Origin of the sequence: Streptomyces sp. ALI-76-A (assembly GCF_030287445.1) — a bacterium.
Lineage (GTDB): Bacteria > Actinomycetota > Actinomycetes > Streptomycetales > Streptomycetaceae > Streptomyces.
Window position 1 is genome coordinate 3,822,365 of the sequence record NZ_JASVWB010000002.1, and the last position, 25,150, is coordinate 3,847,514.

Annotated in this window: 22 protein-coding genes; 13 read left to right on the top strand and 9 right to left on the bottom strand. The window is 71.4% G+C overall.

Annotated features, from left to right (window positions below):
- Window positions 1-79 precede the first annotated feature (79 nt).
- The 5 genes from QQS16_RS17920 to QQS16_RS17940 all read left to right on the top strand — a co-directional run bounded on the left by QQS16_RS17920 (window position 80) and on the right by QQS16_RS17940 (window position 8,336).
- On the top strand, window positions 80-835 hold the full coding sequence (locus tag QQS16_RS17920; protein WP_286062810.1) for a TIGR03089 family protein: 756 nt from the start codon (window positions 80-82) through the stop codon (window positions 833-835).
- Between the two features lie 282 nt (window positions 836-1,117).
- Window positions 1,118-2,506: an LCP family protein gene (locus QQS16_RS17925; protein ID WP_502963809.1), complete on the top strand. Its 1,389-nt coding sequence runs from the start codon at window positions 1,118-1,120 to the stop codon at window positions 2,504-2,506.
- Window positions 2,507-2,736: 230 nt separating this feature from the next.
- On the top strand, window positions 2,737-4,581 hold the full coding sequence (locus QQS16_RS17930) for an LCP family protein (RefSeq protein ID WP_286062811.1): 1,845 nt from the start codon (window positions 2,737-2,739) through the stop codon (window positions 4,579-4,581).
- A gap of 399 nt (window positions 4,582-4,980) precedes the next feature.
- A complete protein-coding gene (locus tag QQS16_RS17935) occupies window positions 4,981-6,510 on the top strand; it encodes an LCP family protein (RefSeq protein WP_286066366.1) in 1,530 nt (509 codons plus the stop codon).
- Between the two features lie 122 nt (window positions 6,511-6,632).
- Window positions 6,633-8,336: an LCP family protein gene (locus QQS16_RS17940; protein ID WP_286062812.1), complete on the top strand. Its 1,704-nt coding sequence runs from the start codon at window positions 6,633-6,635 to the stop codon at window positions 8,334-8,336.
- Window positions 8,337-8,420: 84 nt separating this feature from the next.
- On the opposite strand, the gene QQS16_RS17945 is transcribed toward QQS16_RS17940, so the two are convergent.
- Complete coding sequence (locus tag QQS16_RS17945; protein WP_286062813.1) at window positions 8,421-9,458, bottom strand: glycosyltransferase family 2 protein; 1,038 nt, start codon at window positions 9,456-9,458, stop codon at window positions 8,421-8,423.
- Window positions 9,459-9,585: 127 nt separating this feature from the next.
- Here QQS16_RS17945 and QQS16_RS17950 point away from each other — a divergent pair, with 127 nt between their 5' ends.
- On the top strand, window positions 9,586-11,052 hold the full coding sequence (locus QQS16_RS17950; protein WP_286062814.1) for an LCP family protein: 1,467 nt from the start codon (window positions 9,586-9,588) through the stop codon (window positions 11,050-11,052).
- Between the two features lie 73 nt (window positions 11,053-11,125).
- Here the strand turns inward: QQS16_RS17950 and QQS16_RS17955 are convergent, their stop codons facing one another.
- Window positions 11,126-11,683 carry an acyl-CoA thioesterase gene (locus QQS16_RS17955; protein WP_286062816.1) on the bottom strand — a complete coding sequence of 186 codons (558 nt, stop codon included), beginning with the start codon at window positions 11,681-11,683 and terminating at the stop codon, window positions 11,126-11,128.
- 118 nt (window positions 11,684-11,801) lie between these two features.
- Here QQS16_RS17955 and QQS16_RS17960 point away from each other — a divergent pair, with 118 nt between their 5' ends.
- Complete coding sequence (locus QQS16_RS17960; RefSeq protein WP_286062817.1) at window positions 11,802-13,103, top strand: LCP family protein; 1,302 nt, start codon at window positions 11,802-11,804, stop codon at window positions 13,101-13,103.
- Entirely contained in the window at window positions 13,096-13,722 is a 627-nt protein-coding gene (locus QQS16_RS17965) for an HAD-IA family hydrolase (protein ID WP_286062818.1), read from the top strand. The genes QQS16_RS17960 and QQS16_RS17965 overlap by 8 nt, the downstream gene beginning before the upstream one ends.
- Before the next feature lie 222 nt (window positions 13,723-13,944).
- Here QQS16_RS17965 and QQS16_RS17970 read toward each other — a convergent pair whose 3' ends face one another.
- Window positions 13,945-14,304 carry a four-helix bundle copper-binding protein gene (locus QQS16_RS17970; RefSeq protein WP_286062820.1) on the bottom strand — a complete coding sequence of 120 codons (360 nt, stop codon included), beginning with the start codon at window positions 14,302-14,304 and terminating at the stop codon, window positions 13,945-13,947.
- A 229-nt stretch (window positions 14,305-14,533) separates the two neighbouring features.
- Entirely contained in the window at window positions 14,534-15,694 is a 1,161-nt protein-coding gene (locus tag QQS16_RS17975) for an acyl-CoA dehydrogenase (RefSeq protein ID WP_286062824.1), read from the bottom strand.
- Window positions 15,695-15,885: 191 nt separating this feature from the next.
- Here QQS16_RS17975 and QQS16_RS17980 point away from each other — a divergent pair, with 191 nt between their 5' ends.
- Complete coding sequence (locus QQS16_RS17980; protein WP_286062825.1) at window positions 15,886-17,229, top strand: UDP-glucose dehydrogenase family protein; 1,344 nt, start codon at window positions 15,886-15,888, stop codon at window positions 17,227-17,229.
- 217 nt (window positions 17,230-17,446) lie between these two features.
- On the opposite strand, the gene QQS16_RS17985 is transcribed toward QQS16_RS17980, so the two are convergent.
- A complete protein-coding gene (locus tag QQS16_RS17985) occupies window positions 17,447-17,950 on the bottom strand; it encodes a CGNR zinc finger domain-containing protein (RefSeq protein ID WP_286062827.1) in 504 nt (167 codons plus the stop codon).
- Between the two features lie 185 nt (window positions 17,951-18,135).
- Between QQS16_RS17985 and QQS16_RS17990 the strand changes: the two genes are divergently transcribed.
- The gene (locus QQS16_RS17990) at window positions 18,136-18,495 is read left to right on the top strand and encodes a VOC family protein (protein ID WP_286062829.1); all 360 of its coding nucleotides are present in this window, start codon (window positions 18,136-18,138) and stop codon (window positions 18,493-18,495) included.
- 46 nt (window positions 18,496-18,541) lie between these two features.
- Window positions 18,542-18,940, top strand: a complete 399-nt coding sequence (locus QQS16_RS17995; protein ID WP_286062831.1) for a VOC family protein — start codon at window positions 18,542-18,544, stop codon at window positions 18,938-18,940.
- A 22-nt stretch (window positions 18,941-18,962) separates the two neighbouring features.
- On the opposite strand, the gene QQS16_RS18000 is transcribed toward QQS16_RS17995, so the two are convergent.
- Window positions 18,963-20,099: a dipeptidase gene (locus tag QQS16_RS18000; RefSeq protein WP_286062832.1), complete on the bottom strand. Its 1,137-nt coding sequence runs from the start codon at window positions 20,097-20,099 to the stop codon at window positions 18,963-18,965.
- Window positions 20,100-20,336: 237 nt separating this feature from the next.
- Here QQS16_RS18000 and QQS16_RS18005 point away from each other — a divergent pair, with 237 nt between their 5' ends.
- A complete protein-coding gene (locus tag QQS16_RS18005; RefSeq protein ID WP_286062834.1) occupies window positions 20,337-21,026 on the top strand; it encodes a response regulator transcription factor in 690 nt (229 codons plus the stop codon).
- A gap of 448 nt (window positions 21,027-21,474) precedes the next feature.
- Here the strand turns inward: QQS16_RS18005 and QQS16_RS18010 are convergent, their stop codons facing one another.
- From QQS16_RS18010 to QQS16_RS18020, 3 genes are read right to left on the bottom strand one after another with little or no spacing between them, the layout of a single operon-like run.
- The gene (locus QQS16_RS18010) at window positions 21,475-22,653 is read right to left on the bottom strand and encodes a dipeptidase (protein ID WP_286066367.1); all 1,179 of its coding nucleotides are present in this window, start codon (window positions 22,651-22,653) and stop codon (window positions 21,475-21,477) included.
- Between the two features lie 5 nt (window positions 22,654-22,658).
- Window positions 22,659-23,183: a 5-(carboxyamino)imidazole ribonucleotide mutase gene (gene purE, locus QQS16_RS18015; RefSeq protein ID WP_286062835.1), complete on the bottom strand. Its 525-nt coding sequence runs from the start codon at window positions 23,181-23,183 to the stop codon at window positions 22,659-22,661.
- Window positions 23,180-24,340 (bottom strand): 5-(carboxyamino)imidazole ribonucleotide synthase, encoded by a 1,161-nt coding sequence (locus QQS16_RS18020; protein ID WP_286062837.1) that lies wholly within the window; start codon window positions 24,338-24,340, stop codon window positions 23,180-23,182. The genes purE and QQS16_RS18020 overlap by 4 nt, the downstream gene beginning before the upstream one ends.
- A 153-nt stretch (window positions 24,341-24,493) precedes the next feature.
- Here QQS16_RS18020 and QQS16_RS18025 point away from each other — a divergent pair, with 153 nt between their 5' ends.
- A complete protein-coding gene (locus QQS16_RS18025; protein WP_286062839.1) occupies window positions 24,494-25,039 on the top strand; it encodes a GtrA family protein in 546 nt (181 codons plus the stop codon).
- Window positions 25,040-25,150 lie beyond the last annotated feature (111 nt).

Consider the following 25,150-nt stretch of genomic DNA (forward strand, 5'->3'; position numbering starts at 1 on the left):
CCGGTGTTGCGCCGAACCGGTGGTGGGGAGAAGGCCCGGCGGCTCGATGCGCGGGGGCGGTCCGCGTACCCTTCTGCGGGTGAACGCCACCGATCGCACCCCCGCCGACCTGCTGCGTTCCGCGCTCGCCGCGGATCCCGGACGCCCACTGGTGACCTTCTACGACGACGCCACGGGCGAACGCGTCGAATTGTCCGTGGCCACCTTCGCCAACTGGGTGGCCAAGACCTCGAACCTCCTCCAGGGTGATCTCGCCGCCGCGCCCGGTGACCGGGTCGCGCTGCTGCTGCCCGCGCACTGGCAGACGGCGGTGTGGCTGCTGGCGTGTTCGTCGGTGGGGGTGATCGCGGACGTCGGCGGGGATCCGGGGACGGCCGACGTCGTGGTGAGCGGGCCGGACTCCCTGGAGGCGGCACGGGCGTGCTCCGGAGAGCGCGTCGCCATGGCGCTGCGACCGTTGGGCGGGCGGTTTCCGCAGGCCCCGGCGGGATTCGCCGACTACGCCGTCGAGGTGCCGGGTCAGGGGGACCGGTTCGCGCCGTTCGCGCCGGTGGACCCGGAGGAGCCGGCGTTGATCGTCGCCGGGCGGCAGTTCAGCGGGGCCGAGGTGGTCGAGCGGGCCCGGGCGGAGGCGCCGGGGGTGGGGCTCACGGGGCCGGGGTCCCGGGTGCTGTCCGGGTTGCCGTACGACACGTGGGAGGGACTGAACGCGGGGTTGTACGCGCCGTTGGCCGTCGGGGGGTCCGTGGTGTTGTGCCGGAACCTCGATCGGCTGGGGGAGGAAGGACTGGCGAAGCGGATCGAGAGTGAGCGGGTGACTGCGACGGCGCGGTAGGCGGGGCGGGGGTGAGCGGCCTTCGCGCCCGCCCGGCTCGTTCCGGGGGCTGCCGTCCCCAGACCCCCGCTTCCGCCCGGGAGAGGCCTCGCCCTCAGGCGCCGGACGGACCGAGGTCGCCCGGACCGGCGCCGACGAGAAGCGAAGGTACCGGCTCAGGCCGGCGACGTACCGGCTCGGGGCCGCGTCGCCCCCTCCCCCGTTCGGCCCATCTCCATCCGCCCCCCGCCCTCCGTCCGCGCCATCGTCGTAGAAGCAGCCCGCACGACACGCTCGTACGTCATGAGGGGTGGATCCGACGTGACCGACACCGCAGGTGCGCCCTTCTCACGGGACGGCGCCGCCGTCGGCCTCAGTCCGGGGGTGGGGGCCTCCGCCACCGGGCGGGGGCTGATACGGCGGCGGAGGCGGAGGTGGGTGCGCGGGACGGGACTCGTCGTGGCGGTCGGCGTGCTCGCGGCCGGCGGGGCCGGATGGGCCGTCTACGCGAAGCTCGACGGCAACATCACGCCCGACGAGGCGGCCGCGGCCGAACTCGCCCGGTACGAGGAGGAGCGGCCCACCGCGCTCGTACGGGGCGCGCGGAACATCCTGGTGATCGGGTCGGACTCCCGGTCGGGGGACGGGAACCGCCGGTACGGGCGGGACTCCGGGACCGAGCGGTCCGACACGACCATCCTGCTGCACCTGGCCGCCGGACGCCGCAGCGCCACCGCCGTCTCGCTGCCCCGGGACCTCATGGTGGACGTCCCCAGTTGCCGCCGGCCCGACGGCAGCCGCACCGAGCCCATGTTCGCGATGTTCAACTACGCCTTCCAGATGGGCGGTTCGGCCTGCACCGTGCGGACCGTCGAGCGGCTCACGGACATCCGCGTGGACCACTACGTGGTCGTCGACTTCCACGGGTTCAAGGACATGGTCGACGCGATCGACGGCGTCGAGGTGTGCCTCACCGAGCCGATCCACGACAAGGCCGCCAAACTGAGGCTGCCGGCGGGACGGGTGAAGCTCGACGGCGAGCAGGCCCTCGGCTACGTCCGCGTCCGCAAGTCCCTCGGCAACGGCAGCGACACCGACCGGATGGAGCGTCAGCAGCGTTTCCTGGGTGCCCTCGTCAACAAGGTGCGCGGCAACGACGTCCTGCTGAACCCGGTGAAGCTCTATCCCGTGCTGGACGCGGCCACGTCCTCCCTGACGACCGATCCCGGTCTGGCGAGCCTGCGCGGGCTGTACGAACTCGTGCGCGGAGTACGTCACATCCCCACCGAACGCGTGCAATTCCTGACCGTGCCCCGGGAGTCGTACGTCTACAACGCCAATCGCGACCAACTCGTGGAACCGGAAGCCGAGAAGCTGTTCGAGCGACTGCGCTCGGACGCGCCGGTCGAGGTGACCCGGGCCGCTCCCGAGGATTCCACGACGAAAAGCTCCGACCCGGCGCGGGACAGCGGCGAGAACGACGAAATGGGGGACGAAGAGGAGGGCGGCGATTCCGCCGGGGAGTCGTTCGACTACGGCGAGTACGAGTACAGCCGCCACTACAACTCCCAGGCCGGCTACGGAGCTGACGACGGGAAACCGGGCGAGAAGCGGCCCGCCGAACCCGCGCCCCCGATTTCCCCGACGCCCACGTTCCGCGGGAACACCGCCGCCGAAGACCCCTGCGAGTAAAGCATTCGCCAAGGTGGCGAACCGGCGTCCGAGAATATGGGCGGATTGCCCGCTTGTAGGGAAGTGGAATGCGTCACCGGCGTCGCTTCCCGCCTTACCTGGCGGTTAGTGTGAGCGATCCGGTGCACCCGGCCACAAGGTCCGTCCTGGGTCAGGCACCGTGAGACCGAGACCCGGGCGCCTTTTGAGGGGGAAGGCGCCGCGTGCCCCGACGGAGGAATCGGACAACCGTGGACGCGCAAGGCCGTGGGCGGGCGGACGACATCGACCCCGCAGACCAGTGGGTACTCAACCCGGAGACCGGCGAATACGAACTGCGACTGGGCCCTTCCGCACCGCAGTCGGCGGTTCCCGGACCGCGGGCCGCCGTCCCGGCCGGAACGGCCCCGGCACGCGGTCGCAGGGCGGCACCCGCGACCCCCGGCCGCGAGAGTCCCGGCCGCAGGACTTCCGGCCGTGGGACTTCCGGCCGTGGGACTCCTGACCGCGAGACGTCCAGCCCTGAGACACCTGGCCGTGACGTACCCGGCCGTGGCGCACCCGGCCGCCAGGTCCCGCCCCCGCGCAGGCGGCGCGGCGCGCCCGAGGAGCCGCTGCCGGGCCGGCGCGGGCGCCGGCCGGTCAAGAAGACCTCGAAGGCCAGGAAGGCCCTGCTGTGGACCGGCGGCACGATGGCGTTCGTGCTGGTGGCCGCGGCGGGGGGCGCCTACCTCTACATCGAGCACCTCAACGGCAACATCCAGTCCGTCGCCGACGACGGCGCGAGCACCGGTGGCTTCCAGAAGGACAAGGCCATCAACATCCTGGTGATCGGCACCGACAAGCGCACGGGCTCGGGCAACGAGGGCTACGGCGACGCCGGCAGCGTCGGGCACGCGGACACCACGATCCTGCTGCACGTCTCCAAGGACCGGACGAACGCGACCGCCCTCAGCATCCCGCGCGACCTGATCGTCGACGTCCCCGACTGTCCCACCCAGCAGGCCGACGGCAGCCAGAAGATCATCCCGGGCACGGCCGGCGTCCGCTTCAACACGAGCCTCGGGCAGGACGGCCGGACGCCCAGCTGCACCGTGCGGACCGTCACCGAGCTGACCGGGGTCACTCCCGACAACTTCATGGTCGCCGACTTCAACGCGGTCAAGACGCTGACCACGGCGGTCGGCGGGGTCGACGTGTGTCTCGCCAAGGACATCAAGGACCCGGACTCGCATCTGGACCTGAAGAAGGGGACGCAGCACATCTCGGGCGAGACGGCTCTCGCCTTCGTGCGCACCCGGCACGCCGTGGGACTCGGCGGTGACCTGAGCCGGATCACCCTCCAGCAGCAGTTCCTCAGCGCGCTGATGCGGAAACTGAAGTCCAACGACACGCTGACCAGCCCGTCGAAGATGATCAAGCTGGCGGAGGCGGGCACGAAGGCGCTGACCGTCGACTCCAACCTGGACAGCATCAACAAGCTGAAGGACCTCGGTCTGGAGCTGGGCAAGCTCAACACCAAGAACCTGACGTTCACCACGGTCCCGGTGATCGACAACCCGGCGGAGAAGGTCAAGGCGACCGTCGTCGTCAACCCGTCATCGGCTCCCCAGGTGTTCAGCATGATCCGGAAGGACGTGTCGTTCACCGAGGTCAAGGCACAGAAGAAGAAGGAGGCGGCGGCCGTCGCCGCCCGTCTGAAGGGCACCAAGGCGCCCGCCTCACAGGTGCGGGTGCGCATCATGAACGGCGGCGCCGTGGCCGGCAGCGCGCAGGAGACGCTCAACTGGCTTCAGCTGGACGAGGGGGTCGAGAAGTCCGAGAACGCGGGCAACGCACCGGAGGAACTGGCCAGGACCACGCTCGAGTACGCTCCCGACCAGGCCGACCAGGCACGTCGGCTGGCGGACATCATGGGCCTGTCCGGCTCGGCGATGAAGCCGGGCAAGAGCGTGACCAACTCCCAGGGGCTGCCCGCGATGACGCTGACCCTGGGCAAGGACTTCGAGGGCGCCGGCGTGTCGCTGACCACTCCGACGAAGGCGCCGGAGGGAATTCGGAAGTCCACGGCTGACAAGGTCGAGTGCGCCGAGTGACCTGACGGGCCTGTCGTACGTCTAAGGGGACGTGGGACAGGCCCGTTCGGCGGTGCGAGGGTGGGGAGACTGGGGATGACGCACAGCAGTGTGCACGGGGAGGGGACCCGTCCGGACGCGCGGCCGGACGGCGGACCGGGCCGGGAGGGCGGCCGCCGCACGAACGGCGGGGCCGGCCGCCGCCGCAAACAGTCCGGCGCCGGCGAGGCGGGAGGCGGGGACGGCTCCGGCAGAGCCGGTACGGGAAGCGGGGACGGCTCCGGCAGGAGCGGTACGGCGAGCGGGCACGGCTCCGGCAGGAGCGGTACGGCGAGCGGGGACGGCTCCGGCAGAGGCGGTCCGGGGAGCGGGCACGGCGGACAGCGCGGCCGGCAGCGGCCCGGGGGCAGGCGCCGGGTGCTGCGCTGGTCGGCGACGACACTCGCGGTGCTGATACTCGGCACGGCCGGCGCCGGATACCTGTACTACCAGCACCTCAACGGCAACATCCAGAAGGGCGAGCGCAGCAGCGGCGACTCCAAGGCGAACCGCACCGAGCCGAACGCGGACGGCCAGACCCCGCTGAACATCCTGCTCATCGGCTCGGACAGCCGTAAGTCCGACGCGAACGTGGCCCTCGGCGGCAGCAGGGACCATCGCGACAACCCGCCGCTGGGCGATGTGCAGATGCTCATCCACCTCTCCGCGGACCGCGAGAGCGCGGCGGTCGTCAGCATCCCGCGCGACACCCGGGTCGACATCCCGGCGTGCAAGGACCCGGACACCGGCGAGGCGTACGCGGCGACCAACAGGATCATCAACGAGTCCCTGAGCCGCGGCGGGGCCGGCTGCACCCTGGCCACCTGGGAGAACCTCACCGGGGTCTACATCGACCACTGGATGACGATCGACTTCGCGGGCGTGGTGAGCATGGCGGACGCCATCGGCGGCGTCGAGGTCTGTGTGAGGCAGAACGTGTGGGACCGCCCGCTGCCCGGTGTGTCCGGCGGCTCCCAGCTGAAGCTGGAGGCGGGCAGGACCAAGGTCGAGGGCGAGCAGGCGCTCCAGTGGCTGCGTACCCGGCACGCCTGGGGCAGTGACCCGCTGCGGGCCCGCGCCCAGCACATGTACATGAACTCGATGATCCGCACGCTGAAGGACCAGAACGTCTTCACCGACGGCGGCCGGCTGACGAAGCTGGCCGAGGCGGCCACCGAGTCCCTGACGGTCTCGGAGGAGATCGGCACGGTGAAGAAGCTGTACGACCTCGGCATGCAGCTCAAGACGGTGCCCACGGACCGCATCACGATGACGACGATGCCGACCGTGCAGGACCCGAAGAACGTCAACCACCTGCTGCCCGCGGGCGACGACGCGGAGAAGATGTGGGCGATGCTCCGCGACGACGTGCCCTTCGACGACAACGGCACGAAGGGCGAGGGCTCGAAGAACGAGGACGCGAAGACGGACGGCTCGAAGACGGACGCCCGGCAGACGGCGGGCGCCGACAAGGGCACCGGCGATCCCGCGGCCGCGAAGGACGAGATCGGCGTCCTGGTGAGCAACGCCACCCGCACCGCCGCACTCGGCCCGGTCGCCGGGCGCGCGAGCACGATCGCCGAGGCGCTGGTCGCCAAGGGCTACACGAGGGCGGGCAAGGACACCTCACCGGCGGTGGCCGAGGAGCGGACCGTGGTGCGCTATCCGAGCGCCGAACTGGCGGGTGACGCCCAAGCGGTCGCCAAGTCCCTCGGGATTCCTGTGAGTTCGGTGAAGAAGTCGACCGATGCCTCCGGTGTCACAGTCGTCGTCGGCGCCGACTGGCGCACGGGCACGGCGTATCCGAAGCAGGCGTCCCCCGAGGCCGGTGACCTGCCCAGCAACTCCGACGCCATCAACGGGTCGGACACCGGTCAGTGCATGGACGTCTACCAGCCCTACCGCTGGTAGACGGGCTCCCCGTTCCGTCAATCCACAGGAAAATTCCGTCGCCGCCCCATGGTGCGGCTAGTGTGAGCGGTCCAGTGATCCCCGGCCACGAGATCTGGCCCAGACGGAGGATTCCGACAACGGTGGACACGCAAGGCCGTGGGCGGGCGGAGAACGTCGACCCCGCAGACCAGTGGGTGCTGAACCCGGACACCGGCGAATACGAACTGCGACTGAGCCCTTCCGCACCGCAGTCGACGGTTCCGCGACCCCGGGGCGCGGGTACGGCCGCCCGGACCCGTACGGCGCCGCCCGCGGCCCCCGGACGCTCGGTTCCGTCGCCGCGCAGGCGTCCGCAGGAGCCACTGCCCGGGCGGCGCGGACGCCGGCCTGAGCAGCAGAAGTCGAAGGCCAAGAAGGCCGTGCTGTGGACCGGCGGCACGATGGCGTTCGTCCTGGTCGCCGCCGCGGGCGCCGGTTACTTCTACCTCCAGCACCTGGCGGGCAACATAAAGACGAACGACGTCGGTGACGCGGGTGCGAGCAGCTTCAAGAAGGACGAGGCCTTCAACGTCCTCGTCATCGGCACCGACAAGCGCACCGGCGAGGGCAACGAGGGCTACGGCGACAAGGGCAGCGCCGGCCACGCCGACACCACGATCCTGCTGCACGTCGCCAAGGACCGCTCGAACGCGACCGCGCTCAGCATCCCGCGCGACCTGATCGTCGACATTCCCGACTGCCTCACCAGGAAGGAGGACGGCACCGAGGTGACCGTCCCGGGGCAGCAGCAGGTCCGCTTCAACAGGAGCCTCGGCGAGAGCGGCCGGGACCCGGGCTGCACCATGCGTACGGTGACGGAGGCCACCGGCATCCCGATGGACCACTTCATGATGGCCGACTTCAACGCGGTCAAGACGCTGACCAAGGCGGTCGGCGGGGTCAAGGTGTGCGTGACGAAGGCCGTGAACGACAAGGAGTCGAAGCTCGTCCTGCCGAAGGGTGAGTCGCAGGTGGAGGGCGAGCAGGCCCTCGCGTTCCTGCGGACCCGGCACAGCTTCGGCAACCAGGGCGACCTGGACCGGATCAAGGTGCAGCAGCAGTTCCTGGGCTCGCTCATGCGCCAGATGTCCTCCAGCGACACCCTCACCAGCCCGACTAAGCTGGTGAAACTGGCCGAGGCCGCGACCGAGGCGCTGACCGTGGACTCCGCGATCGGCAAGGTCGGCACGCTGAAGGACATGGCGCTGGAGATCAAGAAGGTGCCGACGAAGAACATCACCTTCACCACGCTGCCGGTGGAGGACAATCCCGCCGAGACGGTCAAGGCGACGGTGGTCGTCAACGAGGCGAAGGCACCCCAGGTCTTCGACATGATCAAGAACGATGTGTCGTTCACCGAGGTGAAGCAGCAGCAGGCGAAGGAGAAGGCGGCGGTCGCCGCCCGGCTCAAGGGCCCCAAGTCGGCGGCCTCCCAGGTGCGGGTGCGCATCCTCAACGGCGGTGCGCCGGGCGGCAGCGCCCAGCAGGAACTCGACTGGCTCCAGAACACCGCGGGCGTCGACAAGTCCGAGAACGCGGGCAACGCCGGCACCACGCAGGCCAGGACGACGCTGGAGTACGCCCCGGACCAGGCCGCCCAGGCCCGTAGGCTCGCCGATCTGCTGGGTCTGTCCGGGTCCGCGATGAAGCCGGGTGAGAGCGTGACCAACTCCCAGGGGCTACCCGCGATGACCCTGGTCCTCGGCGAGGACTTCAAGGGCGCGGGCGTCAAGTTCAACGGTGCCTCGGCCAAGACGCCGGACGTGGAGAAGTCCACGGCCGACGAGGTGAAGTGCGCCGGCTGAGCCGGTGAACGAACGGGGGCGACCGTGGTCGCACGGTCGCCCCGGGTTCCGCACCGGCTCTCGTCGGCTCCCGCCGACTCTGCGTCAGCTCGAGGCGGCGTCCGCGTGGACCGCGGGGCGGCGCGAGGCGATGACCTTCTTCGCCAGCGACTTCGGGCTGGTCAGGAATCCCCAGCCCCACGACATGTGCATGGTGGCGAGGGCGACCGGGATCCGCAGCCTGGCCTTCAGCGGCAGCCCCCGGCCCGCCGGGACGGACCCGAGGACGATCGCCGCGAGGTAGCCGCCGGGGATCACGAAACCCCACGGGGTGACCAGGGCGCCGACGACGACGCCCGCCGCTATCGCGCACACCGCGGTCGGCGGGGCGAGGTAGCGCAGGTTGATGGAACCCTCGTGGTAGCGGGCGACGACGTGCCGCCAGCGGCCGTAGTCCTTGTACTGCTTGGCGAGGGCCTTCACCGACGGCCTCGGCCGGTAGGACACCTTCAGCTCCGGCGAGAACCAGATCAGGCCGCCCGCCTCCCGGATCCGGAAGTTGAGCTCCCAGTCCTGGGCGCGGATGAACTCCTCGTTGTAGCCGCCCTGTCGCTCCAGCGCCTCGCGCCGGAACACCCCGAGGTAGACGGTCTCGGCCCGCTGGGCCACACCACCGGTGTGGAAGGCGGCGTTGCCGACGCCGATCTTCGAGGTCATGGCGGCGGCGACCGCGTGCTCCCAGTCGGTCTCGCCCTCGGCGTGCATGATGCCGCCGACGTTCTGCGCGCCGGTCTCCTCCAGGAGCCGTACCGCGGTGGCGATGTAGTTCGGCGAGAGCATGCCGTGTCCGTCGACGCGCACCACGATCGGATGGCGGGACGCCCTGATCGCGGCGTTCAGCGCGGCGGGCGTGCGGCCCGTCGGGTTCGGCACGGTGTGCACACGGGAGTCCTCGGCGACGAGCTCGGCGGCGATCGCGTCCGTACGGTCCGTGGACGGACCGAGGGCGATCACGACCTCCATCTCGCCGGCGTACTCCTGGGCGAGGATCGCTTGGACGGCTCCGCGCAGATGCCGCTCCTCATTGAGGACGGGCATGATCACAGAAACGGCGGGGAACCGCACGTCGGGCTTGGCGTTCATAGGGGGCTCACGTTACCGCGAACGGGGGACACCGGTGCGCCCCGCCCGGGTGGTGCCCGGGGTCGCAGATCGTATGGGCCTACGGTGCTCACGATCCCACGTTCGGCCCTCGCGGAGGTGTCCCCCCATGCCCCCCAAGCCGCCCCGCTCCCCCGCCCCCCACCCCCAGCGCCGCCCCCGGCCCGCCCGCGCGCCGCGGCCCCCCGTACGGCGCAGGAAACCCCGCTGGGCCATGCGGGCGGTGACCACGCTGTCCGTGGTCGTCCTCGCCTCCGCCGGGATCGGGCACGCCGTGGTCACCAGCCTCGACGCGGACATCACCCGGGTCGATCCCTTCAAGGACATGAAGAACCGGCCCCGGGCCGGCCACGGCATGAACGTGCTGCTGGTCGGCACGGACGGCCGGGACACGATCAGCAGGGCCGAGCGGCGGACGTACCGGCTCGGCGGCGCGCCCTGCCACTGCACCGACACGATCATGATCGTGCACATCTCGGAGGACCGGGAGCGGGCGAGTGTGGTGAGCCTGCCGCGCGACTCGTACGCCGTGACGCCCCCGCACACCGACCAGATCACCGGGAAGCAGCACCGCGGCCACCCCATCAAGATCAACGCCGCGTACGCGGAGGGCGGCCCGAACCTCACCGTCCGCACGGTCGAGAAGATGACCCGGGTGAAGATCGACCACTACCTGGAGGTCGACTTCACCAGCTTCATGAAGACCGTGGACGTCCTCGGCGGGGTGAAGATCTGCACCGCCGATCCCCTCAAGGACACCTACACCGGCCTCGACCTCCCGCCCGGCACGCACACCCTGAGGGGCGGCCAGGCCCTCCAGTACGTCCGCGCCCGGCACGTCGACAGCGCCTCCGACCTCGGCCGGATGCAGCGCCAGCAGCGCTTCCTGGCGGCCCTGATCGAGCGCGCGACCTCCTCCGGGATCCTGCTCAACCCCCTGAAGTTCCGGGACGTCACCCGGGCCGTCCTGGGCTCCGTGCGCGCCGACAAGGGCTTCGGCACCGGCGAACTGCTGGACCTCGGCCGGGCGATGCGGAACTTCTCCCCCTCGTCCTCGGAGTTCACCACCGTGCCGATCGAGCGGATGGGATACGCGGTGAAGGGCGTCGGTTCCACCCTGAAATGGGACCCGCAGAAGTCCGAGCGCCTCTTCCACTCCCTGCGCGAGGACCAGCCGCTGTCCGTGCACCGGCCCCGGAGCGAGGTCGTGCGGGTGGCGGTGGCCCCGCAGCAGATCCGCGTCCAGGTGGAGAACGGCACGCCCACGGCCGGCCTCGGCAGGCGGGTGGACGCGGCGCTGGCGGCCACCGGGTTCCGTACGACGCGGCAGCCCGTGACCTCGGCCGACCGCTCCGTGCGGCGGACCGTCGTCGCCCACGACCCCCGCTGGGACCGCTCGGCGCGGTCGCTGGCGGCGGCCCTGCCCGGCAGCGAACTGCGCCCGGTGAAGGGGCTGGGGGCGACGCTGAAGGTGATCGCGGGGACGGACTTCACGCAGGTGCGCCGGGTGCGGGCCGAGGATCCCGCCCAGGGGGAGTCCGGAGTGGTGCGGGGCGACGAGGTGCTGTGCTCGTAGGGGCGCGTGGGCGCGCGGCGCCCCGGGCGCGGGTGCTCCCCGCCGCGCGCGGCTGCCGGGCGCCTCGGCCGCCTCAGTCCTCGAAGCCCTCCGCGGCCCGCCGCTCCCGCAGCTCCATGATCGCCCGGCGGCGGGACAGCCGGTGGGTGCGGCGGATCTGGGCCTCCTGGCAGCGGCGCTTGTCCCGCTCGGTCTCCGGGAGCACCGGCGGCACCCGGCGCGGCTTGCCGTCGGCGTCCACCGCGGCGAACACCAGGTAGGCCGAGCCGACCTGGGTGGGCGGGGTCGACTCGTTCCAGCGTTCGGCCAGGACCCGTACGCCGACCTCCATCGAGGTCCGGCCGGTCCAGTTCACCTGTGCTTTCACATGCACGAGGTCGCCGACCCGGACCGGCTCAAGGAACGCCATCTCGTCCATGGACGCGGTGACGGCGGGCCCGCCGCTGTGCCGGCCGGCCACCGCGCCGGCCGCGTCGTCGACCAGCTTCATGATCACGCCGCCGTGCACCGTGCCCAGCAGGTTGGTGTCGGCGTGGGTCATGATGTGGCTGAGTGTGGTGCGGGACGCCGAGGTCGGCTTGCCCGGGATATCCGGAGCTTCCGATTCCACGGCCGGGGCCTGGTCTGTCATGGCCTCCACCTTATGCCGAGGCGACAAGTCCGAATTGTGTGTCAGCTTCGCAACAGGGATGCCCTTATTTTCCGACGAACCTTGTAAGGGACCTGGCTCAGCCCTGCACACTGGGCGCATGAACGATTGGCCCCAGGGATGGTCCGACGACAACCGCGGCAACCGGTACGGACGCGGCAGCGCGAGCGCACAGCCCGAGAGCGCACGCGTCATGCGGCAGGTCCGCCGCGGCTCGGCGGCTCCGCGCGGCCAGGGCGGCGGGTACGGCTCCGGCCCGGCGTCCCCGCCGTACACCGGCGGGGTCCCGCAGCAGCCGTCGTACGTCAACGGCGGTGAGGGCCAAGGCGACGGGTACGACAGCGGCTACAACACCGGCCAGGTCTACGGCGGCGGGCCCGGCGGCCCGGGTGCCGGGGGCGGCCGAGGCCCGCGGCCGGCGCCGGACTGGCGCCGCCGGATCAAGTGGACGGCGATCGTCGTGGGCACCGCGCTGATCGTCACCACCGTCGGCACGTACTTCTGGGCCGACGGCAAACTCAACCGCGAGGTCGACCTGTCCAAGGTCATCGACCGGCCGGAGGCGGGCGAGGGCACCAACTACCTGATCGTCGGCTCCGACAGCCGCGCGGGCATGTCCGCGGAGGAGAAGAAGAAGCTGCACACCGGCTCCGCCGAGGGCAAGCGCACCGACTCGGTGATGATCCTGCACGTCGGCAGTGGCGGCGACACGCTGATCTCGCTGCCGCGTGACTCGGACGTGGAGATCCCGACGTTCACGGGCTCCGAGTCCGGCAAGACGTACCAGGGCACGGGCCGGCACGTGAAGCTGAACGCGGCCTACGCCGAGGACGGCCCCGAGCTGCTGGTGCGCACGGTCGAGTACAACACCGGCCTGCACATCGACCACTACGTGGAGATCGGCTTCGCCGGCTTCGCGAACATCGTGGACGCGGTCGGCGGCGTCGAGATCGAGATCCCGAAGGGCGGCATGAAGGACACCAAGTCCGGCGCCGACTTCGAGGCGGGCAAACAGACCCTGAACGGCGAGCAGTCCCTCGCCTTCGTCCGGACCCGGTACGCGCTCCAGGGCTCCGACCTGGACCGTACGAAGAACCAGCAGAAGTTCCTCGCGGCCCTCGCCAACCAGGTCGCCACCCCGAGCACGGTCCTCAACCCCTTCAAGCTGTACCCGACGATGGGCGCGGGCCTGGACTCGCTGATCGTCGACAAGGACATGGGCCTGTACGACCTGGCGTCCATGTTCTGGGCGATGAAGAGCGTCAACGGCGGCGACGGCACGTCGATGAACATGCCGATCTCCGGTTCCGCGAACGGCAACCTCCTCTGGGACAAGGCCAAGGTGAAGACGCTGGTCGAGGAGCTGAACAACGACGAGAAGGTCACGGTCTCGGGTGAGTGACCGAAGCGGCGGAGCGCCGTTCGACGCGGTGCTCTGCGACGTGGACAACGTGATCCGCTTCTACGACCCGGCCCGGCTGTACGCCCTGGAGCGCACCGCCGGGCTGGCCGAGGGCACCACCATGAAGGTGGCCTTCGCGCCGGAGACGGACCTGCCGCTGCTGCTGGGGCGGATCGACGCGCAGGAGTGGGTGCGGTCCATCGTCGAGGGCCTGGCCGGGCTGGTGTCCGAGGCGACGGCGTGGGAGCTGGGCACCGCGCTGCTGGAGTCGCCTTTCCGGGCGGACGACGAGGTGGTGTCCCTCCTGCGCCGCGCCCGCAGCCACGTTCCCCTGGTCCTGGTCAGCAACGCCACGCTCCGCCTGGAGGACGACCTCGCCCTGCTGGGCCTGACGGACCTCGCCGACCACGTGGTGAACAGCGCCCGCGTCGATCTGGCCAAGCCGGACCCCCGTATCCTCCGGCTCGCCGCGTCCCTGTCCGGCGTACGCCCGGACCGCTGCCTGTTCGTCGACGACACCGAGGAGAACGTGGAGACGGCCGCCGCGCTCGGCATGCGCCCCCTGCACTTCCGGCAGGCGGCCGATCTGACGGCGGCGCTGGAGCCGCTGTTCTCCTGAGACCCCGGTCCTGGGAGTGCCCTTGCCCGCGAGGCGGTCCGGGGCGCTCGACAGCACTGAGCGTCGTGGTGGGCGGCCCCCGCGCTCGCCGAGTCGTGGACCAGCGAGAGGACGCGAGCCGGCCGAGGCATGAGGGGCTACCGCCCCCTTCGAGGTCCGACGAGCGGGCCGGGCCCGGTCAAGGGCACCCTTGTGGATGCCCTTGGAGCCCGGCCGGCGGGGTCACATCGTGGCGCCCGCCATGGCACGGCAGGTCTGCGCGCAACGGCGGCAGGCCTCGGCGCAGCGCATCATCTCGGGGTCGTCCGGCATGGACATGCACGCCTCGGCGCACAGGTCGCAGGCCGTGGCGCACAGGGCGCACATGTCGGCCGCCATCGGTGAGCGGCGCATCATCATGTCCGAGCACATGCGAGTGGTCTCGGAACAGTCGATGAGCGCGCGCATGATCTGCATCTGGGCCTGGCCGCCCATCTGCATACAGGAGCTCATCGTCTCCTCGCATGCGCTGTGACACGCCATGCACGCCTCGACGCAGTCCTGCGTCTCCTTGTTCAGCTGGGTCGTGCTCGGCTGCTGCATGGTTCCTCCTTCGGTGGCGGGAACCACGGGATCGGCTCCCGCCCTTCCGTCCTACGCCTGCTGGGCGGTATCCGCCACGGGGCGGACCGAGGGAATCCACGGGAGGGCCGGGGGATGACACGAAGGAGCATGCCGTCGAGCACGGGCTCGCGCTGTCCCGGCCGACCCGAAGGGCCGACCGGAACGGCCGACCGGACCGGCTGCGAGGAGTCCGGCCGGGGAGGTGGCTCTACTGGGGGAGGTTCCTGGCCATCACGATCCGCTGGACTTGGTTCGTGCCCTCATAAATCTGTGTGATCTTGGCGTCGCGCATCATCCGCTCCACCGGGTAGTCCCGCGTGTAGCCGTACCCGCCGAGCAGCTGGACCGCGTCCGTGGTGACCTCCATCGCCACGTCCGAGGCGAAGCACTTCGCCGCCGCGCCCTGGAAGGTGAGGTCCTTGTCGCCGCGCTCGGACTTGGCCGCCGCCGCGTACGTGAGCTGACGGGCCGCCTCGATCTTCATGGCCATGTCGGCGAGCATGAACTGGACGCCCTGGAAGTCGGCGATCGGCTTGCCGAACTGCTTGCGCTCGCGGACGTAGCCCTTGGCGTAGTCCAGCGCGCCCTGGGCGATGCCGAGCGCCTGCGCGGCGATGGTGATCCGGGTGTGGTCCAGGGTCTGCATCGCCGTGGCGAAGCCCGTGCCCTCCTCGCCGATCATGCGGTCGGCGGGGATGCGGACGTTGTCGAGGTAGACCTCGCGGGTCGGGGAGCCCTTGATGCCGAGCTTGCGCTCCGGGGCGCCGAAGGAGACCCCGGGGTCCGACTTCTCGACCACGAACGCCGAGATGCCCTTCGAGCGCTTGGACGGGTCGGTCACCGCCATCACCGTGTAGTACTCGGACTCGCCCGCGTTGGTGATCCAGCGCTTCACGCCGTTCAGGACGTAGAAGCCGCCGTCGCGGACCGCCTTGGTCTTCATGCCGGCCGCGTCCGAGCCCGCGTCCGGCTCGGAGAGGCAGTACGAGAACATCGCGTCGCCCTTGGCCAGCGGGGCGAGGTACTTCTTCTTCAGGTCCTCGGAGCCCGCCAGGATCACGGGCAGGGACCCGAGCTTGTTCACCGCCGGGATCAGCGAGGAGCTCGCGCAGGCTCGGGCGACCTCCTCGATGACGATGACCGTGGCCAGCGCGTCGGCGCCCGCGCCGCCGTACTCCTCCGGCACGTGCACCGCGTGCAGGTCGTTGGCCACGAGGGCGTCCAGCGCCTCTTTCGGGAAGCGGGCTTCCTCGTCCACCGCGGCCGCGTGGGGCGCGATCTTCGCCTCGGCCAGTGAACGGATCGCGTCCCGGAGCATGTCGTGCTCCTCGGACGGGCGGTACAGGTCGAAATCAGCCGATCCGGCCAAGGTCTCTCACGCTCCAAGGACGCTGTGATGCTGGCGCTAATTACCGTTAAGTAACTCAAATTTTAAGGGTCGGACCACCGCAGGCATACGTGAGCTTGGCGACAGCGGGAATGTCGCCCGCCGGGAGCTGTCGCCCTGCCCGGACTATGCTCGTCCACCGCACCCCACGGCCGTCCCACCTGGAGCACCTCATGAGCCTCAAGATCACCGTGATCGGCACCGGCTACCTCGGCGCCACGCACGCCGCGGCCATGGCGGAGCTCGGGTTCGAGGTGCTGGGGCTGGACGTCGTGCCCGAGAAGATCGAGATGCTCCAGCGGGGCGAGGTCCCCATGTACGAGCCGGGGCTGGAGGACCTGCTGCGCAAGCACGTGGCCGGGATCGAGGGGTCGAGCGGGCGGCTGCGGTTCACCATGGACTTCGCCGAGGTGGCGGCCTTCGGTGATGTGCACTTCGTGTGCGTGAACACCCCCCAGCGGCACGGTGAGTACGCCTGCGACATGTCGTACGTGGAATCCGCCTTCGCCTCGCTCGCGCCGCATCTGACCGGACCCGCCCTCGTCGTCGGCAAGTCGACCGTGCCGGTCGGGTCCGCTGACCGGCTCGCCGCCTTCCTCGCCGCGAACGCCCCGGCCGGCGCGGACGCCGAACTGGCCTGGAACCCGGAGTTCCTGCGCGAGGGCTTCGCGGTCCAGGACACCCTGCACCCGGACCGGATCGTGGTGGGCGTGCGCAGCGAGCGCGCCGAGAAGCTGCTGCGGGAGGTGTACGCCACCCCGGTCGCCGGTGGTTCCCCGTTCGTCGTCACGGACTTCCCGACCGCCGAGCTGGTGAAGACCTCCGCGAACTCCTTCCTGGCGACCAAGATCTCCTTCATCAACGCGATGGCGGAGATGTGCGAGGCCTCCGGCGGCGACGTGGCGAGGCTGGCGGAGGCGATCGGGTACGACGACCGGATCGGCAAGAAGTTCCTGCGGGCGGGGATCGGGTTCGGCGGCGGCTGCCTGCCCAAGGACATCCGCGCCTTCATGGCCCGCGCGGGTGAGCTGGGCGCCGACCAGGCGCTGACCTTCCTGCGCGAGATCGACTCGATCAACATGCGCCAGCGCGGGCAGATGGTGGAGCTGGCGCGGCAGGCGCTGGGCGGCGGGCCCTTCCTGGGCAAGCGGGTCGCGGTGCTCGGCGCCACCTTCAAGCCCGACTCGGACGACGTGCGGGACTCGCCCGCGCTGAACGTCGCCGGGCAGATCCACCTCCAGGGCGGCCAGGTGACGGTGTACGACCCGAAGGGCATGGACAACGCCCGCCGCATCTTCCCGACCCTCGGGTACGCCGACACCGCCGTCGACGCCGTGCGGGGCGCCGACGCCGTCCTGCATCTGACGGAGTGGCGGGAGTTCCGCGAGCTGGACCCGGCGGCGCTCGGCGAGGTCGCGGCCCAGCGGCTGGTCCTGGACGGGCGCAACGCCCTCGACCCGGAGTTGTGGCGCAAGGCCGGCTGGAGGTACCGGGCGATGGGGCGGCCGACAGCCTGAGAGGGCCTCGGAGTCACCGGCGACCGCCGGCCCGGCCCGCCGCCCGTGGTGGACGCCGCTCCGGCCGGGGCTCAGCCGGCCGGAGCGGCGCCTGCCCCATTCTCCACATCTTCACCGCCCTTCGGGAACCGCTTTCCGAGGAGACCGGGATGACGGCCGTCACTCCGCCGGAGAACTCCGGCTCCCGGCCAGGGCCGACCGGGAGGCGAGGGGCGGGTCAGTCCTTCGCCCGGTACCGGCGCATCTTCGCGCGGGCCCCGCACACCTGCATCGAGCACCAGCGGCCCCGGCCGGCCGGGCTGCGGTCGTAGTACGCCCAGTGGCAGTCGGCCGCCTCGCAGGCCTTCAGCCGGGTCCAGGTGCCCTCGACGAGGGCCTGGGCGACGGCCGCGGCGACCCGGGAGAGCAGCGGGCCCCCGTCGGCCGGGGCGAGGGCGGCCGAGCCGTCGCGCCCGTCGACGGTCACCACCAGCGGAGCGGCCGCCAGCAACGCGCCCAGCGGGGTCACCGCGCGGTGCTGCGGGTGGCCGGCGTGGGCGAGCAGGGCCGCCCGCAGCGACTCGCGCAGCTCCCGGGCCCCGGACACCTCCGCCTCGGCCAGTCCAAAGCGCGCCCGGCCCTCCGCCCCGTCCAGCGAGTCGGCGCCCGTCTCGATGTCCAGCGTGTTCACCAGGGACTCGACCAGCGCCAGGCCCCCGGGAGCGGGCGATCTCTCACTCATACCGTGACGTTACCGCCGACGCCCCGGCATGCGGTAACCGTCCGTCCCGAGGGCGTCCCGGACGCGGCGGCACCGAATCCCCTTGCCTCGTTACCGCGCATAGGGCAGCATGCAGTAACTGTTACCGGTTACTCGCTTCTAGCGGTAACCCGAAGGCAGGTAACTCCGACTCCGAGGAGGAAGTCATGGCTCTCGCCAAGCTGGGCGCCGTCGTCCTGGACTGTCCCGAGCCGCGCGCCCTCGCCCGGTTCTACGCGAGCGTGCTCGGCGGCACCGTGGCCGACGAGGGCGAGTGGGTGGACCTGAAGCTGTCCGACGGGCAGACGCTGGCGTTCCAGGCCGCTCCCGGGTACGTACCGCCGAAGTGGCCGTCGGCCGACCAGTCGCAGCAGTTCCACCTGGACCTGACCGTGACGGACCTGGACGCGGCCGAGAAGGAGGCGCTGGCGCTGGGCGCCAGGCCGCTGGACACGGAGGACCGCTCGCGGAGCTTCCGGGTTTACGCGGATCCGGCGGGGCACCCGTTCTGCCTCTGTGCCGGCTGATCAGCCGGCGTCCCTGACCCTCCGTCGAACCGGGAGGACCGACCCCATGGCATCCGCACCCGTGGCCCGTCTGCGTTCCGTAGTCGTCGACTGTCCCGACCCGCGCGCGCTCGCCGAGTTCTACGCGCGGATCGGCGGCGGCACCCCCGAGGCCGAGGACGACGACTGGGTCGTCCTGCGGGTTCCGGACGGGCCGCGGCTGGCCTTCCAGCGGGCGCCCGGTCTCACCCCGCCGGAGTGGCCGCGCGCGGACCGCAACGCGCAGCAGTTCCACCTGGACTTCGACGCCGGGACGACCTGGGAGGAGATGGACGCGGCCGAGGAGCAGGTGCTGGCGCTCGGGGCCCGTGTCCTGGACCGGGAGGACGACGTGAAGAAGGACTTCCGGGTGTACGCCGACCCCGCGGGCCACCCCTTCTGCCTGTGCCGGATCGACCCGCTCTGACCGCCCGGGCCAGCCGCCCGGGTCAGCCGTCCAGCTCGGCGATGGTCGCGGTGGACGGCTCCCGGCGCTGCTGGGCGGCGTGGGCGGCGAAGTCGGCGCCGCGCAGCACCCGGTGGACGTTTCCCCACGTCAGCAGGGCGATGTCGGCTTCGGGCCAGCCGCGCCGGAGGAGTTCCGCGACGAGGTACGGGTAGCAGGAGGCGTCGCCGAGTTCCTGCGGGTGGGCGGTACCCGCGTCGTACGTACCCGACAGACCCACGCACTCGGCGCCCGCGAGGGCGCGGACGTGGTCGAGGTGGTCGGCGACGTCCCGGACGGTCGCGCCGGTCTGCTCGGCGGTCAACGGCACCATGCACAGCCCCTTCACGGCGCCCAGCTGGGCCAGCAGGTCGTCGGGGAGGTTGGCCGGGTGGGGGCGCAGGGCGCGGGCGGCGGAACGGGTGCACACCACCGGCGCCTTGGACACCGCGAGCACCCGGCGGATCGTCTCCCCGGAGGCGCCGGACAGGTCGGCGAGCACGCCGAGCCGGTTCATCTCGCGCAGCATCTCCTCGCCGAACCGGGTGAGTCCGGCCTCGCTCGCCCAGGACACCCCGGTCAGGGTGAGGAGGCGCAGGCCGAGCGCGTGCAGGGAGCGCAGGATGCCGAGCGAGTCGCCCACGGCGGCGGCTCCGGCGGGGCCGAGCAGGACGGCGATCCGGCCGCAGTGGCGGACGTCGGTGATCTGTCCGGCGGAGTGGGCGAGGCGCAGCCCCTCGGGGTGCATGCGCACGACCGTCCTCACCAGGTCCAGCTGCTCCATGGTGGCGCCGACGGCCCGGTCGCCGTCGAGGCTCTCGGGCAGGTGCAGCGACCACAGCAGCGCGCCCACATGTCCCTCGCGCAGCCGTGGCACGTCCGTGTCGACGGCGCTCTCGCCCATCTCCAGGTCGTACCAGGGCAGATGGCGCAGCGCCCAGGGGAGCCCGCTGTAGCCGTCGGCGACGGGGTGCTCGGCCAGCAGGGCGCGGGCGCGGTCCAGACGGGAGGTGCCGGGGCCTGCGGCGTACGGCTTCGCCGGGAAGGCGGTGGAGGCGGGCTCCGGGAGGGACTCCGGCAGGTCGTCGCCGAACTCGCCGACCTCGGTGGTGGTGTGCAGTTCGTCCTGGAGGTCTGCCATGGCGGGCTCCGTACGTCGTGAATTACGTCGTGAGATACGGCGTGCGACACGACGTGTGCGTGGTCCACGTCGCGATCTGCCTCGCGGTCCACCTCGTGGTCGTCCCGATCGCCGTACTGATCGCCGTACTGATCGCTGTACCGTCACCGTCGCACGGAGCCCGGGGGCCTTCCTGGTGGGCGGTGCGTTCGGGGTACCGCACGGGCACCTTCGGCGGCCGGACTTCGTCCTCAATACGTGAACCTTCAAAGACCAACCCCCCTCCGTGCCCTGGTCGTCACCGCCGACCGGTCCGTGCGTCCCCTGATCTCCCGGCTCAGCGAACTCGGCTTCGAGGTGTACGCGGCCGGCCGCGGCCGGTTCGCGATACCCGTCGGCCGCTCCACCCGGCCCGACCTCGTCGTCCTGGACCTGGACCTGCCGGACGACGACGGCCTGGAGACGTACGACGGACTGCGCGCGGCCGAGGTGCGCGCGCCGGTGCTGTTCCTCTCCGGCCACGACGACCCGCGGGCCGGGGCCGCGGTGCGCCAGGTGATGTCGGGCGCCGACGGGCACGTCACCAAGCCGTTCGTGCCCGCCGAAGCGGTCGCGCACCTCCAGGGCCTGCTGGAGCGGGATCTGTCCGACGAGAGCCGGCTGCTGCGCCACGGGAGTCTGACGGTGGACGCGGACCGCCGCGCGGTCTGGCGGGAGGGCGTCCGGATCGAGCTGTCGGACCGGGAGTTCCGGCTGCTCGGCTACCTGCTGGAGAACGTCGGCCAGGTGGTCACGAAGCAGCAGATCCTGGACCGCGTCTGGGGAGCCCCGTTCCGTACCGGGACCGTCGAGACGTACGTCTACTATCTGCGCCGCAAGCTGGGCGACGCCGACCAGTCACTGATCAGGACGGTCCGCGGCGTCGGCTACAGGCTCACCCGCGACTGACGCCGGCGCGCGGGTCGGACCTTCCGGGCCGCGTCGAAACCTCGTCCAGGGTCTCCGGGAGCGGACCACCAGGCCGGCGATCGTGCGGTCGATGTGCTCGCCTCTCCCGGTGAGGTCGGCGTCGGGTTCCGGGGTGGGCGACGGCCGGGGAGCCGTCGTCGGCGTTCCGCGTGCGGGGCGGCAGGTCCCTGATGTCGCTGCCGCGCGGACCGGCCGCGGACGGTTCCTGGACGCGGATCACCCGGCCGACGGCCGTGCCTCCGGGCAGTCGCGGTGCCCCCGGGGGCACGGCCGGCAGCCCCCGCTCGGCGTGGTACCGCGGCGACCGCCCGCTCACAGCGGTCCGCGCCGCCGGCCCACCGATCCGCCCGCGTGCCTCCGGGTCTCCCGGTCCGACACCGCCCACGCTGGGATCTCGCATCGATGTCATGTTCCAGCGGGAGCCCGGTCAGCCGTCGAGCGACTCGATCGTGGCGTTGGACGGACCCCGCGTGGCCTGGAGGTCACGCGCCACGTCCTCCGCCGCGCCCAGCACCCGTACCGCGTTCTGCCAGGTCAGCTTGGCCAGGTCGGACGTCGACCAGCCGCGGTCGAGGAGCTCGGCGATCAGGTGGGGGTAGCCGGAGACGTCGTCGAGGCCGTCGGGGGTGAAGGCGGTGCCGTCGTAGTCGCCGCCGATGCCGAGGTGGTCGACGCCGGCGACCTCGCGCATGTGGTCGAGGTGGTCCGCCACGGTGGCCGCCGTCGCGACCGGACGCGGAGTGCGCTCCTCGAAGGCCCGGTGCACCCGCATCGCCTCGGCGGTGGTGTCGAGGGGGTGGAAGCCGTGCGCCCGCATGTTCTCGTCGGCCGCGGCCGTCCAGTCCACGGCCTCCGGGAGCACGAACTTCGGGACGAACGTCACCATCGCGACGCCGCCGTTCGCGGGCAGCCGCTCCAGGACGTCGTCCGGGATGTTGCGCGGGTGGTCGCAGACCGCCCGGGACGAGGAGTGGGAGAAGATCACCGGCGCCGACGAGGTGTCCAGCGCGTCCCGCATGGTCGAGGCGGCCACATGGGACAGGTCGACCAGCATGCCCTCCCGGTTCATCTCCCGCACGACCGCACGGCCGAAGGCCGACAGCCCGCCGACGCCCGGCTCGTCGGTCGCGGAGTCCGCCCACGCCACGTTGTCGTTGTGGGTGAGCGTGAGGTAGCGCACGCCGAGCGCGTACAGCATCCGCAGGGTGCCGAGGGAGCCGGCGATGGAGTGCCCGCCCTCCGCGCCCATGAGCGAGGCGATCCGGCCCTCACGCCGCGCCGCCTCCATGTCGGCCGCCGTCCGCGCCGCACGCAGGTCCTCCGGGTGGCGTGCCAGCAACTGCCGTACGCAGTCGATCTGTTCCAGCGTCGCCGGGACCGGGTCGGGCAGGTCCGAGCGGACGTACACCGACCAGTACTGCGCGCCGACCCCGCCCGCGCGCAGGCGGGGGATGTCGGTGTGCAGGTGGGCGTGCTGGTCGGCGGCGATGTCGCGGGCGTCGAGGTCGTAGCGGACCTGTTCGCGCAGCGCCCAGGGCAGGTCGTTGTGCCCGTCGGCGACCGGGAACTCGGCGAGGAGTTCCCGGGCCGCCTCCAGCGAGGTCATCGCCGTCACTTCCCGAAGCCGAAGCCGTTGCCCGCTCCGTCGACCTTGGCGCGCAGCCGCTTGCCCTTCTCGGTGGCCTGGTCGTTCAGCTCCTGCTGGAACTCCCGCATCCTCGTGAGGAGTTCCTCGTCCTGGGTGGCCAGGATGCGGGCCGCGAGCAGACCGGCGTTGCGGGCGCCGGCCACGGAGACGGTGGCGACGGGCACGCCGGCCGGCATCTGCACGATCGACAGCAGCGAGTCCATGCCGTCCAGGTACTTCAGCGGCACGGGCACGCCGATCACCGGCAGCGGCGTCACGGAGGCGAGCATGCCGGGCAGGTGGGCCGCGCCGCCCGCGCCCGCGATGATCACCTTCAGCCCGCGCCCGTCGGCCTGCTCGCCGTAGGCGACCATCTCGCGCGGCATGCGGTGCGCGGAGACGACGTCGACCTCGTAGGCGATCTCGAACTCGTCCAGGGCCTGGGCGGCGGCCTCCATGACGGGCCAGTCGGAGTCCGAACCCATGACGATGCCAACAACGGGGCTCATTCGGTGATCGTGCCTCTCAGGTAGCCGGCAGCGTGACGGGCGCGCTCCAGCACGTCGTCCAGGTCGTCGCCGTAGGTGTTGACGTGGCCCACCTTGCGGCCGGGCTTCACGTCCTTGCCGTACATGTGGATCTTGAGCTGGGGGTCGCGGGCCATGCAGTGCAGGTACGCCGAGTACATGTCGGGGTAGTCCCCGCCGAGGACGTTGACCATGACGGTCCACTTCGCGCGCGGGCGCGGGTCGCCGAGCGGGAGGTCCAGGACCGCGCGGACGTGGTTGGCGAACTGGGAGGTGATCGCGCCGTCCATCGACCAGTGGCCCGAGTTGTGCGGGCGCATCGCGAGTTCGTTGACGAGGACGCGGCCGTCGCGGGTCTGGAACAGCTCGACGGCGAGGTGGCCGACGACGTCCAGTTCCTTGGCGATGGTCAGGGCCATCTCCTCGGCCTTGAGCGCGAGGGTTTCGTCCAGGCCGGGGGCGGGCGCGATCACGGTGTCGCAGACGCCGTTCACCTGCTGGGACTCCACGACGGGGTAGGCGACGGCCTGGCCGTGCGGGGAACGGACCACGTCGGCGGCCAGCTCACGGACGAAGTCGACCTTCTCCTCGGCGAGGACCGGCACGCCGGCGCGGAAGGGCGCGGCGGCCTCCTCGGCGGAGCGGACGACCCACACGCCCTTGCCGTCGTAACCGCCGCGGACGGTCTTGAGGACGACCGGGAAGCCGTCGCCCGCGGCGCCTTCGGCCACGCCCTCCGCGGCGAAGGCCGCCACGTCGGCAGGGTCGCGCACGATCCGGTGCCGTGGGCACGGCACGCCGATCGCGGCGAGCCTCGCCCGCATCACGCCCTTGTCCTGGGCGTGCACGAGCGCGTCCGGGCCGGGGCGGACGGGGATGCCCTCCGCCTCCAGCGCCCGGAGGTGCTCGGTGGGTACGTGTTCGTGATCGAAGGTGATCACGTCGCACCCGCGCGCGAAGTCACGCAGCGTGTCGAGGTCGCGGTAGTCGCCGATGACGACATCGCTCACGACCTGCGCCGCGGAATCCTGCGGGGTGTCACTGAGAAGCTTGAACCTGATGCCGAGCGGGATGCCCGCCTCGTGTGTCATACGAGCGAGCTGCCCCCCGCCGACCATGCCGACTACCGGGAACGTCACTCCCCCAGCGTATCGGCCACGCCGGGGTGGCCGGTTTCCCGCCCTCCCGGTCCGCCCTCGTCCGACCCGTGATCTCGTCCACGGGCGATCTCGAACGGGGGGTGGTTAGCATGGCTGGGTTGACGAAACCTACGGACGGGAGCCTGAAAAGCCATGGGACGTGGTTCCTCGGGGCTCCCTGCGACGCCTCCACCGCCCCGCAGCGCGGCACGGCAGCGTGTCGACCGGCTCGTGCGTGAGGCCGCCAAGTTCGGCGCGGTGGGCGGGGCCGGCGTACTGGTCAACCTGCTCGTGTTCAACCTCGTACGGCACACGACCGACCTCCCGGTGGTCCGAGCCAGTGTGATCGCGACCGTCGTCGCCATCGTCTTCAACTACATCGGCTTCCGCTACTTCACCTACCGGGACCGCGACAAGACCCGTCGCACCAAGGAACTGACGCTGTTCCTGCTGTTCAGCGCGGTCGGCCTGGTGATCGAGAACGGCGTGCTCTACACGGCGACCTACGGCTTCGGCTGGGACAGCCCGCTACAGAGCAACATCTTCAAGTTCGTCGGCATCGGCGTCGCCACCCTGTTCCGCTTCTGGTCCTACCGCACCTGGGTGTTCCGGGCGCTGCCGGTCGAGGACGCGGTGACGGGCGCGGGGCCGTTCCTGGCGAAGGAGACGAAGAAGCCCCGGCCCCGGCAGCGCGCCTAGTGCCGTGGCAGGCAACGTTCGCCCCGTCGCGACGCCCGGCACGCCCTCTCGCCGCACCGGCCGAGAGCCCAAGTACATCCAGTACGAGGGCTTGCGGCCGGCACGCCGAGA

Excerpts from the sequence above, each read along its gene's own strand:
- QQS16_RS17925 (WP_502963809.1), top strand. The coding sequence starts at position 1,118 with ATGAGGGGTGGATCCGACGTGACCGACACCGCAGGTGCGCCCTTCTCA.
- QQS16_RS17945 (WP_286062813.1), bottom strand. The coding sequence starts at position 9,458 with ATGAACGCCAAGCCCGACGTGCGGTTCCCCGCCGTTTCTGTGATCATG.
- QQS16_RS17950 (WP_286062814.1), top strand. The coding sequence starts at position 9,586 with ATGCCCCCCAAGCCGCCCCGCTCCCCCGCCCCCCACCCCCAGCGCCGC.
- QQS16_RS17955 (WP_286062816.1), bottom strand. The coding sequence starts at position 11,683 with ATGACAGACCAGGCCCCGGCCGTGGAATCGGAAGCTCCGGATATCCCG.
- QQS16_RS17960 (WP_286062817.1), top strand. The coding sequence starts at position 11,802 with ATGAACGATTGGCCCCAGGGATGGTCCGACGACAACCGCGGCAACCGG.
- QQS16_RS17970 (WP_286062820.1), bottom strand. The coding sequence starts at position 14,304 with ATGCAGCAGCCGAGCACGACCCAGCTGAACAAGGAGACGCAGGACTGC.
- QQS16_RS17980 (WP_286062825.1), top strand. The coding sequence starts at position 15,886 with ATGAGCCTCAAGATCACCGTGATCGGCACCGGCTACCTCGGCGCCACG.
- QQS16_RS17985 (WP_286062827.1), bottom strand. The coding sequence starts at position 17,950 with ATGAGTGAGAGATCGCCCGCTCCCGGGGGCCTGGCGCTGGTCGAGTCC.
- QQS16_RS17990 (WP_286062829.1), top strand. The coding sequence starts at position 18,136 with ATGGCTCTCGCCAAGCTGGGCGCCGTCGTCCTGGACTGTCCCGAGCCG.
- QQS16_RS17995 (WP_286062831.1), top strand. The coding sequence starts at position 18,542 with ATGGCATCCGCACCCGTGGCCCGTCTGCGTTCCGTAGTCGTCGACTGT.
- QQS16_RS18000 (WP_286062832.1), bottom strand. The coding sequence starts at position 20,099 with ATGGCAGACCTCCAGGACGAACTGCACACCACCACCGAGGTCGGCGAG.
- QQS16_RS18010 (WP_286066367.1), bottom strand. The coding sequence starts at position 22,653 with ATGACCTCGCTGGAGGCGGCCCGGGAACTCCTCGCCGAGTTCCCGGTC.
- purE (WP_286062835.1), bottom strand. The coding sequence starts at position 23,183 with ATGAGCCCCGTTGTTGGCATCGTCATGGGTTCGGACTCCGACTGGCCC.
- QQS16_RS18025 (WP_286062839.1), top strand. The coding sequence starts at position 24,494 with ATGGGACGTGGTTCCTCGGGGCTCCCTGCGACGCCTCCACCGCCCCGC.